Here is a 13,883-nt window from a genome sequence, read left to right on the forward strand (position 1 = left end):
AGGGTAGGAGCGGCAGGGGCAGTCTTCTTTGCGAAATGCCAAGCAGCGCGGCAAGAGGCCTGAAAATCGTCGATTGTTTGCGCAGGGTCAAAGTGCCTGGCGGCGCGTAGGGTTAGCGTCAGGTGGTTCCGGTCGGGTCGGGCCGTGCCCTTCCGGAACGGTATCGGAACGGCCGGGACGGAAACACCAAACCATGTCTGAGACCCTGGACAAGCCCCTCATCGACGTGCGCACCATTCCGCCGCGCGAACGCCATCCGCGCATTTTCGGCATGCTTGGCGCATTGATGCCCGGCAAATCCATGCTGATCACCAGCGATCACGATCCGCGACCTTTGCACTACCAGCTCGAGACCAATTTCCCCGGCCAGTTCGGCTGGGATTATCTCGAACAGGGTCCGGAAGTCTGGCGCGTCGAGATCGACCGGCTGGAAGACGGCGGCGGCTGCGACTGCTGCTGCGGTTCCGAACACTGAACAGGTTGCGGCGAGGCAAACCGACATGCCGGGCGCAACGCTCTCCCGCTGGACCATGTCCTACTTCGCCGCCGCCTGCCTCATGCTCGTGGCGGGGCAGGGGCTGATGGTGGCCGGCTACGGCTATCCCTTTGCCGATATCAGCGCGCCGGAAACGCTTGTCGTCGTCCATCTCATCGCCATCGGCTGGCTGAGCCTGCTGATGGCCGGGGCGCTCTTGCAATTCGTGCCGGTGCTCATCGCCCGGCCTGTCATCGGCGGGCGTTTTGCCATGCCGGCCCTGTTGCTGCTGCTCGGCGGGCTGGGCTGCCTTCTGGGCGGGTTCGTTGCGCTGTCTGGGGCATTGGACCTGCCGCTTGCCCTGCTGCCCATCGGCGGCGTTATGCTTCTGGCCGGTTTCGGCCTGTTTGCCGGCATTCTCGCCGTCACGCTTCTTTCTGCGCGGCCTCTGCCGCTACCCGCCCGCTTCGTCGCCACCGGTCTTGCCGCGCTTGTCGGCGCGGCCCTGATCGGTTCTGCGTTCACGGCCACCCTGTCCGGTTTCACGGAAAGTCCATTGCTCGACCGGCTCGTTGCCGATGGCGTCGCGCTGCATGCCGCCCTTGGCCTCGGGGGCTGGTTGAGCGCGACGGCGGTCGGTGTCAGCTACCGGCTGTTCTCGATGTTTCTGCTGGCGCCGGAGGTCGAGCGTTCGACCAGCCGCGCCGCCTGGTGGGGTGCGAGCTTGGCTGTCGGGCTTGTTGTCGTGGCGGTGGTCTTCGTGCTGTCCGGCATTTTCGGTGCCGCGCTGCTTTTCGCCGCCGCGCTGCTGCTCACGCTGATGGCCGTCATGCTTTACGGCGCGGATGTCCTGCACATCTATCGTGGGCGGAAGCGAAAGCAGGCGGAACTGAACATTTGCGCGAGTTTCGCGGCGCTTGGCTTGTGTGCCATCTCTATCCTCCTTCTCAACGTCCCCTCCCTCAGGTCCGGCAATATGGTGGCGGCGGTCGTCTACCTGTTCGTTTTCGGTTGGCTCACCGGGCTCGGCCTTGCCCAGCTCTACAAGATCGTCGCCTTTCTCACCTGGCTGGAGGCCTATGGCCCCGTCCTGGGCCGTGCGCCCGTGCCGCGGGTGCAGGACCTCGTCGACGAGCGCCACGCGTTGATCCTGTTCCGTCTCTATTACGGTGCCGTCGGCATCGCGGTGCTCTCCCTTGCTGCCGGAACGACCGGCTTTTTCCGGATGGCCGTCGCAGGGCAGCTTTTGTCGACGCTTTGTCTGATCCGCGAATTCATCCGGGCGCGCCGCCTTTCCATCGTGCCGGCTGCGCTACGTGCGCCTGCCGGCATGGTGCGGCCGCGCCTCTTTCTGCCTCTATCCGCTTTCCAAGGAGATAAATGATGTCCGAGATTACACCGAAGGTGCTCGACGTGCGGCCGATCCTGCGCAGCGGCGGCGAGCCGTTCCAGGCGATCATGCAGGCTGTTCAAGACCTGCAGCCCGGACAGGCGTTGACGCTGCTTGCGACGTTTCGTCCGCAGCCGCTGTTTCGTGTGATGGAAGGGCGTGGCTTCGATCATGAAGCCCGCGAGATCGACGGCGGCGACTGGGAGGTGCTGTTCACGCCGAAGAAGGACGCGGCGCCCGTCGAGACCTCTGTCGACGCCGATCGCCCCGAAACCTGGCCGGATCCGTCCGAACATCTCGACCTCACCGATCTCGATCCGCCGGAGCCGATGGTGCGTATTCTTGCGGCTGCCGAAGCGCTGGAGCCGGGCGAGGTGCTCTTCGCCGTGCTGGCGCGCGAACCGCTGTTCTTGTTCCCGGAGCTGACCAAGCGCGGCCACCAATGGGCCGGCAATTTCGATGAGACGGGATCGGCCTACCGCATCCTCGTGCGGATCGGGGAGGCTTGACGGCGATGAACGAGATGGACAAGGCCACGCTGACCGAGGACATCCGCACCGCCCTGCGCATGATCATCGACCCCGAGATCGGCAAGAATATTGTCGATCTCGGCCTGGTCTACGACATCGTGGTGGAGGAGGGCGGGGTCGTCTACGTCACCATGACCACGACGACACGTTTCTGCCCGGCGACGGATTTCCTCAAGGAGGCGGTGCAGGCCTGCGTCTGGTATGTGCCGGGTGTCGAATATGCCGAGGTGCGGCTGACCTACGAGCCGCCGTGGACGCCGCAGATGATGCTGGATGTCGCATGAACGAAAAGGCCCGGAGATAACCTCCGGGCCTTTCGCATTTCAAAGCGGTGCGCGGCGTTTTCGCGCGAGCATGGGCGCATATTCCAGGCAGTAGAGGCCGAAGGCGGTGATCCAGAGCAGGCCCGAAGCAGCATAGAGGATGGGGCTGAGGTCCGGCAGGATTTCCGCGAGCGGGCGCACCAGCGCGCAGAGGATGAGGGCGGCATAGGAGGCCACCGTGACCTTCGAGGCGACCAGGGCGCGGCCGGTATGGCCAAGGCTCGCCCGCGTCATGACCGCCAGCATCATGCAGGCGATGGCGCCGACCGAGAGCAGATGCAGCACCGAGCGTTCTTCGAGATATCCCAATGCGCTGAGGCTGATAGCCAAAAGGCCGAGCGGGATGAAGATATAGGCGATGTGCAGGATGACGAGGATCCGGTCCCGTGCCACCGTCCAGCCGCGCCAGCGGTGCAGGCGGATGCAATGGAGGGCGCCAGCGGCCGCGCCCGCAGCAGCGGTTGCCGGGTGCTCGGGGAGAATGGCCCAGAGGCCGAATGCACCGGCACCTGCGAGGATCGCGACCATGTCATAGGTGTTGTAGGGCACCGGAAAATCGGTGCGGCCGAACTTGTTGAGCCAGTTGCGCGTAAAGCTTGGAATGATGCGCCCGCCGACGATCATGACCAGCACGACATAGGCGGCGACGGCGAGGCGGATCGCCCTAGGGTCGTGCCCGCCATGAATGGCTGCCATGTGATAGAGCGCATTGGCGAGCGACAGGGCGGCGAGCCCGGCCAGAACCTTCAGATCCTTCCACTTGCGCCCGGCCACCACCTCGCGCGTGCAGATGGCGAGCAGGACGGGCAGGAAGAGCGCATCGATGGTGGCGGCCACGGCCACGCCGATCGCATCGGAGGTGAGAAGTGCGATGCGGCCGGCGCACCAGAGCGCAAAGAGGCCTGCCAGCGGCCAGCCGGAAACCGGCAGGCGCCCGGTCCAGTTCGGCACGGCCGTCAGCAGGAAGCCTGCGAGTACGGCGGAGGCGAAGCCGAACAGCATTTCGTGCGCGTGCCAGTTGGGCGCGCCATAGGTCTCGGCAATCGTGATGTGGCCTGTTATCGCGGCGATCCACAGACCCATGGCCGCGATGGCCCAGAGCGCGCCGCCGAGAAAGAATGGCCGGAACCCATAGGAGAAGAGCACTGGTCCGGTGCGGGAAAGACCGCGCGGCACGGGGCGGCCGACGGATGGACTGACGGGGGGATTTGCAGACATTGATGTCACTTTCCTTTGCAATCGTCAGCTGTTTCTAGGGCCTCCATCGGGCTCTTTCTTTGCGAGATGGCAAAGAGCAAATCAGCATCTGCCAAAATGCCGCAGCGGCCGGAAGGGCCTGTTTGTCCCACCACAAAGAGGTTGGCGCGAATGCTCCTAGAACAGAGAGGACCGGGCGATAGGCACATCGCTCCGTCCTTTCGAAAAGGAGAAATTCAATGACCGAGCAGTTTCAGATGACCCGCCGCACGATCCTCGGCGGTGCCGCGTTTGCCGGCGTCCTGACGCCGATCATTGCGGCGTCGATGGCCCGCGCCGAAGGCGGCGCGGTCGAAACAAACGCCGCGGCGACCGCGGCCGACATCGCCAAGCTGGAGCGCGTGAAGGTCGAGCTCGTCAAGCCGCCCTTCGTGCACGCCCACACCCAGAAGGCCGAAGGCGGCCCGAAGGTCTATGAGTTCACCATGACGATCGAGGAAAAGAAGATGATCCTCGACGACAAGGGCACGGAAGTGCACGCCATGACCTTCAACGGCTCGGTTCCCGGCCCGCTGATGGTGGTGCACCAGAACGACTATGTCGAGCTGACGCTGATCAACCCCGAGACCAACGAGCTGCAGCACAATATCGACTTCCATGCGGCGACCGGCGCTCTCGGCGGCGGCGCGCTGACGGTGGTCAATCCCGGCGAACGCACCGTGCTGCGCTTCAAGGCCACCAAGGCAGGCGTCTTCGTCTACCACTGCGCACCTCCCGGAATGGTGCCGTGGCACGTCACCTCGGGCATGAACGGCGCCATCATGGTGCTGCCGCGCGAAGGCCTGAGTGATGGCCACGGCAAGGAGCTGACCTATGACCACATCTACTATGTCGGCGAGCAGGACTTTTATGTCCCCCGTGATGCCGAGGGCAACTTCAAGAAATATGCCAGCGTCGGCGAAGCCTATAACGATACGCTTGCGGTCATGCGGACCCTCACCCCGAGCCACATCGTCTTCAATGGCGCCGTGGGCGCACTGACGGGCGACAACGCGCTGAAGGCCAAGGTGGGCGACAGGGTGCTGGTCGTGCATTCGCAGGCCAACCGCGACACCCGCCCGCACCTGATCGGCGGCCATGGCGACTATGTCTGGCAGACCGGCAAGTTCCACAATCCACCTGATGTCGACCAGGAAACCTGGTTCATTCCGGGCGGCACGGCGGGCGCGGCCTACTATACCTTCCAGCAGCCCGGCATCTACGCCTATGTGAACCACAACCTCATCGAGGCCTTCGAACTGGGTGCCGCCGGCCACTTCGCCGTCACCGGCGACTGGAACGATGACCTGATGACCTCGGTCACACCGCCCAGCGGCGCCTGACACCACCCGACAAAGGCGCGCCCGTCTTGGGACGGGCGCGCTTGCGGATCGCAAGGCTGCGATTCCCATACCAATCGGCGCCCAGTCCCGGACGCCGAACGATCGTCCGGGCGAGGCGTAAGGAGGCCTTCATGACTGCGCTGACATCGAAACCCGGCATTCCCCTGAAATCACTTGCGCTTCCCGCCCTGCTGCTGGCGGCACTTGCCGGCACGCTCGCGATCAAGGCTGATCTTATCGGATTGGCGGCTACCGGCCCCGTGTTGGACGAGCCGTTGACGGTGGAAATCGCGCCGCGCCGCTTCGAGTATCGCGACAGCGGCGAGTTCTTCCGCAACGGCTTTGCCGTCGATGGGCCGGTGAAGAGCGTCACCATGCGCCGCCCGCTCACCATCATGAAATATCAGGTGACGGCTGCCGACTATGGCCGCTGCGTGGCCGACGGCGTCTGTCCGGCGGCCGAGCCGGGCTTTGCACCTCACGATGCCACCACGACACCGGCGACCGGCGTCAGCTATGATGATGCCATCGCCTATGCCGGCTGGCTGAGTGCGCGCACCGGCGAGGTCTGGGTGTTGCCGACCGACCAGGATCTTGCTTTTGCCGCGGGGTCCCGGTTTCCCGACGATGCGCTCGGCGTCGATATCAACAGCACCAATCCGGCCGATCGCTGGCTCGCCGACTATAACCGCGAGGCGGCGCGCAAGGCGTCGCGTGATCCGGTGCCGCAGCCGCTCGGCCGTTTCGGCGAGAACGAATACGGCTTTGCGGATTTCGCCGGCAATATCTGGGAGTGGACGGCGACCTGCAACCGGCGCGTTAATCTCGACAAGGCCGGTACCGTCGTGAACGACGTGTCGTCCTGCGGCATCTATGTCGCGAGCGGCAAGCACCGGGCGGCGCTGAGTTCGTTCGTACGCAACCCGAAGGGCGGCGGTTGCGCGGTCGGGGTTCCGCCTGACAATGTCGGCTTCCGGCTGGTCAAGGATACACGCTGGTACGCCCCGCTTCTTGCCAGGTTGAAAACGCGCGGACTTGCGTTCTGAACTTTTTGCCGGCGGAGAGGCATGATAGAAGCCGGGTGCACCGATGACGGTGCACGCAAAGGGAAACGATTGTGAAGATTGACCGGACCGTCGTCCGGTCGCTTGCCCTGTTCGACAGGATGAGCGACGAGGATCTCGACAGGCTGCTAAATCACGCGACGGCGCGCCGCGTGCCGCAGGGCGATGCCGTCTTCGAGCAGGGCCAGCAGGCGGCGAGCTTCTTCCTGCTGCTGCACGGTCGCCTGAAGGTGACGCAGGTGACGGAGGACGGCCAGCAGATCATCGTGCGCGTCGTGCATCCCGGCGATCTCTTCGGCTTTGCCAAGGCTTTGCAGCGCTCCGACTATCCGGGCACCGCGAAGGCCGCGACGGAAAGCGTCATCCTCGGCTGGCCGACAGATCTCTGGCCGCATTTTGTCGAACAGAACCCCCGCCTTGCCGTCAGCGCCATGCAGACGATCGGCCAGCGACTGGAAGAGGCGCACACCCGCATCCGGGAAATGTCGACGCAGGAGGTGGAGCGCCGCGTGGCGCATGCCGTGCTCAGGCTCTCCAAGCAGGCCGGCCGCAAGGAAGGCGAGGGTGTGCGTATCGATTTCCCGATCTCCCGGCAGGACATTGCCGAAATGACCGGCACGACGCTGCACACCGTCTCGCGCATCCTAAGTGCCTGGGAATCGCAGGGCCTTGTCGAGGGTGGTCGCCAGAAGCTTCTGGTGAGGGATATGGCCGGCCTTGCCGCTCTCGCGGACGGTGGCCGCGACTGACGTTCTGGTGTTTATTTTACCGCGTCATTATTCAGTAAATTCTGAATTATTCTTATTTATTATAATATTTATCTTAAATTATCGGCGTTTTTCTAGGAATGATTCGCACTTCGATGTATTTCTGTCGACATATCCAGATTTGACATTACACAAATATAATTATGATAGAAAAAGTATAGTTTATTATTCTTTCTTTCTTGGGGATGGATGCTAGTATCGCGGCAATGAATTGTCGCCGGAGGTAAGCATCTTTGTCCGACGTCTTGACAGATCATCCGTCGCCGCCCGCGCCGAAATCCAGCCGGCGCCGCGAATTGCTGACGTTCCTCATCCTGGCCTTCGGGATCTGGCCCATCCTCGCCGTTGGTATCGTTGGGGGGTATGGCTTCCTCGTGTGGGGTTTCCAGATCATCTACGGGCCACCCGGCCCGCCTAGCCATTGAGGGCATGGCCATGCGGCAGGAAGCATTGTCCCGGCGTGATTTTCTGAAAGGCAGCAGGCGGAGCGCGGCCGTCTCTATCCGGCCTCCCGGCATGCTGGATGCGGCGAGCGCCGACTGCACTGGTTGCGGTGCCTGTGTCGAACACTGTCCGACCGGCATTGTCAGCCTCGTCGACAATCGCCCTGTACTCGATTTCGCCGCAGGCGAGTGCACTTTCTGTGGCGCTTGCGCGGAGCACTGTCCCGAGCCTGTCTTTGCCGAGGACGCGGTGACCCGATTCGATCACGTCGTCGCCATCGCCACGTCCTGTTTGCCCTTCCAGCGCGTCGACTGTCAGGCCTGCCGGGACGCCTGTCCCACCGGCGCGATCCGGTTTCGTCCGGTGCTTGGCGGACCCTTCGTACCAGAGTTGACGGCCGCGGCCTGTACGGGCTGCGGCGCCTGTATTTCCGTCTGTCCCGTCAGCGCGGTTTCGATCGTGCCGCAGAGCGCGGAGGCCGCCTATGCATGAGCGGCGGCAACATCACATTTCCAGCGCGGTCATCGCCACCAAGCCCGGCGGGATCGACGGCGTGCTGGCCGCCCTTGCCGGCTTCGACAATGTCGAGGTGCATGGCGCAGACAAGGGCAAGATCGTCATCGTCATCGAGGGACCGTCGACCGGGGTGCTGGGCGATACGCTGATGCGCATCTCGCTCCTCGACGGTGTGATCGCGGCAAATATGGTTTTCGAACATGTCGAAATGTAAGGGAACGAGGCTGATGGGCAGCGAACTGACGCGGCGTGACATCCTGAAGGCCCAGGCGGCGGGCGTCGCTGCGGCGGCGGCCGGCATTGCACTGCCGGCGGCCGCCCAGCCGGTGCCGGGCGGCGTGAGCGCTCTCGAAATCAAATGGGACAAGGCGCCGTGCCGGTTCTGCGGCACGGGCTGCGGCGTCATGGTGGGCGTCAAGGAAGGCAAGGTCGTTGCCACCCATGGCGACATGCAGGCCGAGGTCAATCGCGGCCTGAACTGCATCAAGGGCTATTTTCTCTCCAAGATCATGTACGGGGCCGATCGCCTGACGACGCCGCTCCTGCGCAAGCGCGACGGTACCTATGCCAAGGACGGTGAGTTCGAGCCGGTGATCTGGGAAGAGGCCTTCGACGTGATGGCCGAACAGGCCAAGAAGGTGCTGAAGGAAAAAGGTCCGACGGCGCTCGGCATGTTCGGTTCCGGCCAGTGGACGATCTTCGAGGGCTATGCCGCGACCAAGCTTATGCGCGCCGGCTTCCGCTCGAACAATCTCGATCCGAATGCCCGCCACTGCATGGCCTCAGCCGCCTATGCCTTCATGCGCACGTTCGGCATGGACGAGCCGATGGGCTGCTATGACGATTTCGAACATGCCGACGCCTTCGTGCTCTGGGGCTCGAACATGGCGGAGATGCACCCGATCCTGTGGACCCGCATTGCCGACCGGCGGCTCGGCCACGACCATGTGCGTGTGGCGGTGCTCTCCACCTTCACCCACCGCAGCATGGACCTGGCCGATATCCCGATGGTGTTCAAGCCAGGCACCGACCTCGTCATCCTCAACTACATCGCCAATCACATCATCCAGACCGGTCGGGTGAACGAGGATTTCGTCAAGAACCACACGAAATTTGTGCGCGGTGTCACCGATATCGGTTATGGCCTGAGGCCGGATAACCCCGTCGAAGTGAAGGCGGCCAATTCCGCCGACCCGGCCAAGACCCAGGCAATCGACTACGAGGCGTTCAAAGCTTTCGTGTCCGAATACACGCTGGAAAAGGCGGTCGAGATGACCGGCGTCGAGGCCGGCTTCCTCAAGCAGCTCGCCGAGCTCTATGCCGACCCTGATCGTAAGGTCATGTCGCTCTGGACCATGGGCTTCAACCAGCATGTGCGCGGCGTCTGGGCCAATCAGATGGTCTACAACCTGCATCTGTTGACGGGCAAGATTTCCGAACCCGGCAACAGCCCGTTCTCGCTGACCGGCCAGCCCTCGGCCTGCGGCACGGCGCGCGAGGTCGGCACCTTCGCCCATCGCCTGCCGGCCGATATGGTGGTGACCAATCCGGAACATCGCAAACATGCGGAAGAGATTTGGCGCATTCCGCACGGCATCATCCCGGAAAAACCGGGTTACCACGCCGTCCAGCAGGACCGCATGCTCAAGGACGGCAAGCTCAATTTCTACTGGGTGCAGGTCAACAACAACGTCCAGGCCGGTCCGAACACCTCGAACGAGACCTATCAGGGCTATCGCAATCCGGACAATTTCATCGTCGTGTCGGATGCCTATCCGACGATCACGGCGATGAGCGCCGACCTTGTCCTGCCTGCTGCCATGTGGGTGGAGAAGGAGGGGGCCTACGGCAATGCGGAGCGGCGCACCCATGTCTGGCATCAGCTGGTGCAGGCGCCGGGCGAGGCGCGCTCCGACCTCTGGCAGATGGTGGAATTCTCCAAGCGCTTCACAACAGACGAGGTCTGGCCGGCGGACATCCTCGCTGCCAACCCCGATTACAAGGGGAAGACACTCTATCAGGTGCTCTATGCCGACAGCGACGTCGCGAAATTCCCGATCAGCGAGGTCAAGCCTGAGCACGCCAACAACGAGGCCCAGCATTTCGGCTTCTATATCCAGAAGGGCCTGTTCGAGGAATATGCCGCCTTCGGCCGCGGCCATGGTCATGACCTTGCACCCTACGACACCTATCACGAGGTGCGCGGGCTGCGCTGGCCGGTCGTCGACGGCAAGGAAACGCTGTGGCGCTACCGTGAGGGCTACGACCCCTATGTGAAGCCCGGCGAAGGGGTGAAATTCTACGGCAACAAGGACGGCAGGGCGGCGATCATCGCCGTGCCCTACGAGCCGCCGGCAGAATCGCCCGATGCCGAATTCGATACTTGGCTCGTCACCGGCCGCGTGCTCGAGCACTGGCATTCCGGCTCGATGACAATGCGCGTGCCCGAACTCTTCAAGGCATTTCCCGGCGCGCGCTGCTTCATGAATGCCGACGATGCGCGCAAGCGCGGCCTCAACCAGGGCTCGGAAATTCGCATCATCTCGCGGCGCGGCGAAATCCGTTCGCGCGTCGAGACGCGCGGGCGAAACCGTATGCCATCAGGCGTGATCTTCGTGCCGTGGTTCGATGCCAGCCAGCTCATCAACAAGGTCACGCTCGACGCTACCGATCCCATCTCGAAACAGACGGATTACAAGAAATGCGCAGTCAAGATCGTACCCGTCGCATAACCCTCCCCAGAGGATGGCTGCTGGCCGCGCTCAGCGCCGCCGTGATCGCCACCAGCGCCATGGCGCAGATGGTGCCGCAGCTCTCCGGCCCTGACGGAGACAAGATGCAGGAGGTGCCGGCCGATCCGCTGCCGAAGTGGATCGTCGACGATATCAGGCGCATGCGCGCCTACCCCGAGCAGCCGCCGATCATTCCGCATTCGATCGACGGTTACCAGCTGTCGGTCAATGCCAACCGCTGCCTGTCCTGTCACAAGCGAGAGTTCTCGCAGGATGCCGGTGCGCCGATGATCAGCGTCACCCACTACATGACCCGTGAAGGCCAGATGCTCGCCGACGTCTCGCCGCGGCGCTACTTCTGCACCGCCTGCCATGTGCCGCAGGCGGACAAGAAGCCGCTTGTCGGCAACACGTTCAAGGACATGAGCGAGCTCGGCGTCACCGGTGCGGGAAGCGAATGATGATGGCGCGCATCAAGGCAATCCTGCTCTGGGTCTGGACTATTCTGACGACGCCGGCGGCAACGCTCAGCCTCGCCTTCCTGACGCTCGGCGGCTTCGTCGGCGGCGTGATGTTCTGGGGCGCGTTCAACACGGCGCTGGAACTGACCAATACGGAAAAATTCTGCACCTCCTGTCACGAGATGAAAGACAACGTTTATCAGGAGCTGACCAATACGGTGCATTTCACCAATCGCTCCGGCGTGCGCGCCTCCTGCCCGGATTGCCATGTGCCGCACCAGTGGACCGACAAGATCGCCCGCAAGATGCAGGCCTCGAAGGAGGTCTGGGGCAAGATCTTCGGCACGATCAACACCCGTGGAAAATTCCTCGACAAGCGGTTGGAGCTGGCCAAGCACGAATGGGCGCGCCTGAAGGCGAATGACAGCCTTGAATGCCGCAATTGCCATTCCGCCGCGGCGATGGACTTCACCAAGCAGACGCAACGGGCCGCCGACATCCACTCGAAGTATCTCCTGCCGGGCAAGGCGACCTGTATCGACTGCCACAAGGGCATTGCCCATGAACTGCCGAATATGGAGGGCGTCGAACCAGGCTGGAAGATGCCAAAGGATCTCGAGGGCCAGGAGCTGCCCGCGGCATCGAGTGATGCCATCGGGGATCTGCGCAAGGCAGTTGCAAGCGCACATGGCTCAATGACATTTTAGGGTCTGCGTTGGTTAAAGTAGGGGTTTTTGGTTCATATCCGTTCAAGAGCTTAATTAGCACATGGCGGCGCGAAAATGGTTTGCGTTCCACTCTGGAGTTTGTCATGCAATTGCATTACTATCTCCTTAGATGTGGGAGATAGCTATGGCTGCAAACGCTCTTGTCCAAACACGCATTGATTCCGACGTTCGGGACCGTGCCTCCGCCGTGCTTGAGAGCATGGGACTTACGGTTTCTGATGCGGTCCGTATTCTGCTAACCCGTACAGCCAACGAGGGTGCGCTGCCACTTGAGCTTCTTTCGGGAAGCGAAGCGCACGATGCTTGGTTTCGCGCGAGGGTGCTCGAAGCGTTGAACGATACTCGACCAGATGTGTCCGATGAAGAAGTCGATTCGCATTTTGCGCAACGTCGAGCAGCGGCCCGTCGCAAATCCGTTGCATCCAAATCGTGAAGCTCACTTTGTCTGCGTTTGCATTATCGGATCGCGACAGCATTTTCACATATATTGAGGCAGTCAATCCTTCAGCCGCCATCTTGATCGACGAACGGATCGTGGGCGCCACTCGTCGCCTGATCGATTTTCCCGCTAGCGGGCGAGTTGGTAGGATTGCTGGGACGCGCGAACTTTTGATCAACGGCACGCCTTATATCGTGGCATATACCGTTGCCGAGACAACGATCCGTATTCTTCGCGTCCTACATGGTGCGCAGGAATGGCCGGACTCATTGCCAGGTGGGTGATTCGACTCCCATCAGCGGGGCGGCGGTTCGTATCCCCTATGGCTGAGGCAAATGCGAACGTGAATTCGGTGTCTTGTTTCTTTAGTCAGAAAACGGTTCAGTATCCTTCTGAAAGCCAACCGCTATGAAAACCCCACCAATGTCGCATCGCTTTGGATGGCGACAACCACTCTTGCCTTGGAAGCCGGCTATGGCACGGGCGCGGCCGTCTCGTGATGGTATCTATGGCAGGTTGCGCCAATCGAGCGAGTTAGAATTTGACAGCCTTCAATCCCCTTGATCACCCTTTCTCGAAAGAATGCGCCTCCGGCCGACACTGATAACGTTCTCCATCGCTTGCCGAGCGCCCATCTCGTCGCGGCGACGGATTTCTTCAACGATCCGTATGTGATTGGCCGCGACGTCGCCAATCTTTCTCCGGTCGCCGGCCGGTGAACTCAGCTTGAACACCCCGGCAAGTGCCGCCTCGATAAGGTTTCCTACGGTGCGCATGAATGGATTATGCGAAGCCTCCATGACGGCAAGGTGGAAGCGCAGATCGGCGAGCGCCAGCGTTTCCGGGGTATGATCCGGATCGCCCATGGCTACTGCAAGGTGCATCATCTGGTTTATTTCCGCCTCGCTGGCCTCACGGGCGGCCAGTGCTGCGGCATGCGGCTCGAAACCGCCGCGGATATCACTGAGATGCAAGAGGAAGTCCTCATCCACGCCAACGGCGAAATGCCACGTAAGGATGTCGCCGTCGAAGAGGTTCCACTGGTCTTTTGAGGTCACGCGCGTGCCGATGCGGGCACGCGGCACAATGAGCCCCTTGGCTGCGAGCGTCTTCATTGCCTCGCGCGGCAAGGTGCGCGACACCCCGAAGCGGGTTACAAGCTCGACATCGCGGGGCAGCGTGGCTCCGACAGGAAACTCGCCGGAAACGATGGCTTTGCCGAGTTCGGTGACGACCTGCAAGTGGCTGGTATGTGCCACCGCTCCGCTTACCATCGTTTCGAGCAGGCCCTTTTTGCGCACAGCTCCCCCCTCTCCTAAGCGCTGAAACGTCGTTGCGAAGGCGCATCCGTCAGGCATATCGCCTCCGCCGCGCCGTGAGCTGGATCAGGCCCTTCTGGAGCAGGATGAAGGCGAAGAGCAGCAGGCCGATTAGG

The 13,883-nt window shown here is 62.3% G+C and carries 17 protein-coding genes; 15 read left to right on the forward strand and 2 right to left on the reverse strand.

The genetic code is table 11. The features are described 5' to 3' along the window. The first annotated feature begins 193 nt into the window (after positions 1–193). From GB927_RS31635 to GB927_RS31650, 4 genes are read left to right on the forward strand one after another with little or no spacing between them, the layout of a single operon-like run. Positions 194–475 carry a DUF2249 domain-containing protein gene (locus tag GB927_RS31635; RefSeq protein WP_117372374.1) on the forward strand — a complete coding sequence of 94 codons (282 nt, stop codon included), beginning with the start codon at positions 194–196 and terminating at the stop codon, positions 473–475. A gap of 25 nt (positions 476–500) precedes the next feature. Then, positions 501–1,859 (forward strand): hypothetical protein, encoded by a 1,359-nt coding sequence (locus GB927_RS31640; RefSeq protein ID WP_256121180.1) that lies wholly within the window; start codon positions 501–503, stop codon positions 1,857–1,859. Continuing rightward, the gene (locus GB927_RS31645) at positions 1,859–2,374 is read left to right on the forward strand and encodes a DUF2249 domain-containing protein (RefSeq protein ID WP_245409287.1); all 516 of its coding nucleotides are present in this window, start codon (positions 1,859–1,861) and stop codon (positions 2,372–2,374) included. Before GB927_RS31640 ends, GB927_RS31645 begins: the two co-directional genes overlap by 1 nt. A 5-nt stretch (positions 2,375–2,379) precedes the next feature. Continuing rightward, the gene (locus tag GB927_RS31650; RefSeq protein WP_117372370.1) at positions 2,380–2,679 is read left to right on the forward strand and encodes a metal-sulfur cluster assembly factor; all 300 of its coding nucleotides are present in this window, start codon (positions 2,380–2,382) and stop codon (positions 2,677–2,679) included. A gap of 39 nt (positions 2,680–2,718) precedes the next feature. Here the strand turns inward: GB927_RS31650 and GB927_RS31655 are convergent, their stop codons facing one another. Next, complete coding sequence (locus tag GB927_RS31655; protein WP_256121181.1) at positions 2,719–3,936, reverse strand: NnrS family protein; 1,218 nt, start codon at positions 3,934–3,936, stop codon at positions 2,719–2,721. Positions 3,937–4,154: 218 nt separating this feature from the next. Here GB927_RS31655 and nirK point away from each other — a divergent pair, with 218 nt between their 5' ends. The 11 genes from nirK to GB927_RS31710 all read left to right on the forward strand — a co-directional run bounded on the left by nirK (position 4,155) and on the right by GB927_RS31710 (position 12,732). Further along, complete coding sequence (gene nirK / locus GB927_RS31660) at positions 4,155–5,297, forward strand: copper-containing nitrite reductase (RefSeq protein ID WP_256121182.1); 1,143 nt, start codon at positions 4,155–4,157, stop codon at positions 5,295–5,297. Positions 5,298–5,428: 131 nt separating this feature from the next. After that, the gene (locus GB927_RS31665; RefSeq protein WP_256121183.1) at positions 5,429–6,343 is read left to right on the forward strand and encodes an SUMF1/EgtB/PvdO family nonheme iron enzyme; all 915 of its coding nucleotides are present in this window, start codon (positions 5,429–5,431) and stop codon (positions 6,341–6,343) included. 71 nt (positions 6,344–6,414) lie between these two features. After that, entirely contained in the window at positions 6,415–7,110 is a 696-nt protein-coding gene (locus GB927_RS31670; RefSeq protein WP_117372366.1) for a Crp/Fnr family transcriptional regulator, read from the forward strand. Positions 7,111–7,373: 263 nt separating this feature from the next. Beyond that, positions 7,374–7,553, forward strand: coding sequence for a periplasmic nitrate reductase, NapE protein (napE, locus tag GB927_RS31675; RefSeq protein ID WP_314092394.1), 180 nt, complete (start codon positions 7,374–7,376; stop codon positions 7,551–7,553). A 10-nt stretch (positions 7,554–7,563) separates the two neighbouring features. After that, positions 7,564–8,064 carry a ferredoxin-type protein NapF gene (gene napF, locus GB927_RS31680; protein ID WP_117372365.1) on the forward strand — a complete coding sequence of 167 codons (501 nt, stop codon included), beginning with the start codon at positions 7,564–7,566 and terminating at the stop codon, positions 8,062–8,064. After that, a complete protein-coding gene (locus tag GB927_RS31685) occupies positions 8,057–8,302 on the forward strand; it encodes a chaperone NapD (protein WP_256121185.1) in 246 nt (81 codons plus the stop codon). The genes napF and GB927_RS31685 overlap by 8 nt, the downstream gene beginning before the upstream one ends. A 13-nt stretch (positions 8,303–8,315) precedes the next feature. Beyond that, positions 8,316–10,820, forward strand: a complete 2,505-nt coding sequence (gene napA, locus GB927_RS31690) for a periplasmic nitrate reductase subunit alpha (RefSeq protein WP_256121186.1) — start codon at positions 8,316–8,318, stop codon at positions 10,818–10,820. After that, the gene (locus GB927_RS31695) at positions 10,790–11,281 is read left to right on the forward strand and encodes a nitrate reductase cytochrome c-type subunit (protein WP_117372361.1); all 492 of its coding nucleotides are present in this window, start codon (positions 10,790–10,792) and stop codon (positions 11,279–11,281) included. The genes napA and GB927_RS31695 overlap by 31 nt, the downstream gene beginning before the upstream one ends. 2 nt (positions 11,282–11,283) lie before the next feature. Next, entirely contained in the window at positions 11,284–11,988 is a 705-nt protein-coding gene (locus GB927_RS31700) for a NapC/NirT family cytochrome c (RefSeq protein WP_256121190.1), read from the forward strand. A 145-nt stretch (positions 11,989–12,133) separates the two neighbouring features. Continuing rightward, on the forward strand, positions 12,134–12,442 hold the full coding sequence (locus GB927_RS31705) for a type II toxin-antitoxin system RelB/DinJ family antitoxin (protein WP_256121187.1): 309 nt from the start codon (positions 12,134–12,136) through the stop codon (positions 12,440–12,442). Further along, positions 12,439–12,732 carry a type II toxin-antitoxin system RelE/ParE family toxin gene (locus GB927_RS31710; RefSeq protein ID WP_256121188.1) on the forward strand — a complete coding sequence of 98 codons (294 nt, stop codon included), beginning with the start codon at positions 12,439–12,441 and terminating at the stop codon, positions 12,730–12,732. The genes GB927_RS31705 and GB927_RS31710 overlap by 4 nt, the downstream gene beginning before the upstream one ends. Positions 12,733–12,999: 267 nt before the next feature. Here the strand turns inward: GB927_RS31710 and GB927_RS31715 are convergent, their stop codons facing one another. After that, positions 13,000–13,722 (reverse strand): FadR/GntR family transcriptional regulator, encoded by a 723-nt coding sequence (locus tag GB927_RS31715; RefSeq protein WP_256121191.1) that lies wholly within the window; start codon positions 13,720–13,722, stop codon positions 13,000–13,002. Positions 13,723–13,883 lie beyond the last annotated feature (161 nt).

The organism is Shinella lacus, assembly GCF_010994755.1.
GTDB classification, from domain to species: Bacteria; Pseudomonadota; Alphaproteobacteria; order Rhizobiales; family Rhizobiaceae; genus Shinella; species Shinella lacus.

Bases quoted from the DNA above. Each gene is read 5' to 3' on its own strand.
- GB927_RS31635 (WP_117372374.1), top strand. From the start codon at position 194: ATGTCTGAGACCCTGGACAAGCCCCTCATCGACGTGCGCACCATTCCG.
- GB927_RS31640 (WP_256121180.1), top strand. From the start codon at position 501: ATGCCGGGCGCAACGCTCTCCCGCTGGACCATGTCCTACTTCGCCGCC.
- GB927_RS31645 (WP_245409287.1), top strand. From the start codon at position 1,859: ATGTCCGAGATTACACCGAAGGTGCTCGACGTGCGGCCGATCCTGCGC.
- GB927_RS31650 (WP_117372370.1), top strand. From the start codon at position 2,380: ATGAACGAGATGGACAAGGCCACGCTGACCGAGGACATCCGCACCGCC.
- GB927_RS31655 (WP_256121181.1), bottom strand. From the start codon at position 3,936: ATGTCTGCAAATCCCCCCGTCAGTCCATCCGTCGGCCGCCCCGTGCCG.
- nirK (WP_256121182.1), top strand. From the start codon at position 4,155: ATGACCGAGCAGTTTCAGATGACCCGCCGCACGATCCTCGGCGGTGCC.
- GB927_RS31665 (WP_256121183.1), top strand. From the start codon at position 5,429: ATGACTGCGCTGACATCGAAACCCGGCATTCCCCTGAAATCACTTGCG.
- napF (WP_117372365.1), top strand. From the start codon at position 7,564: ATGCGGCAGGAAGCATTGTCCCGGCGTGATTTTCTGAAAGGCAGCAGG.
- GB927_RS31685 (WP_256121185.1), top strand. From the start codon at position 8,057: ATGCATGAGCGGCGGCAACATCACATTTCCAGCGCGGTCATCGCCACC.
- napA (WP_256121186.1), top strand. From the start codon at position 8,316: ATGGGCAGCGAACTGACGCGGCGTGACATCCTGAAGGCCCAGGCGGCG.
- GB927_RS31695 (WP_117372361.1), top strand. From the start codon at position 10,790: ATGCGCAGTCAAGATCGTACCCGTCGCATAACCCTCCCCAGAGGATGG.
- GB927_RS31700 (WP_256121190.1), top strand. From the start codon at position 11,284: ATGGCGCGCATCAAGGCAATCCTGCTCTGGGTCTGGACTATTCTGACG.
- GB927_RS31705 (WP_256121187.1), top strand. From the start codon at position 12,134: ATGGCTGCAAACGCTCTTGTCCAAACACGCATTGATTCCGACGTTCGG.
- GB927_RS31715 (WP_256121191.1), bottom strand. From the start codon at position 13,722: ATGGTAAGCGGAGCGGTGGCACATACCAGCCACTTGCAGGTCGTCACC.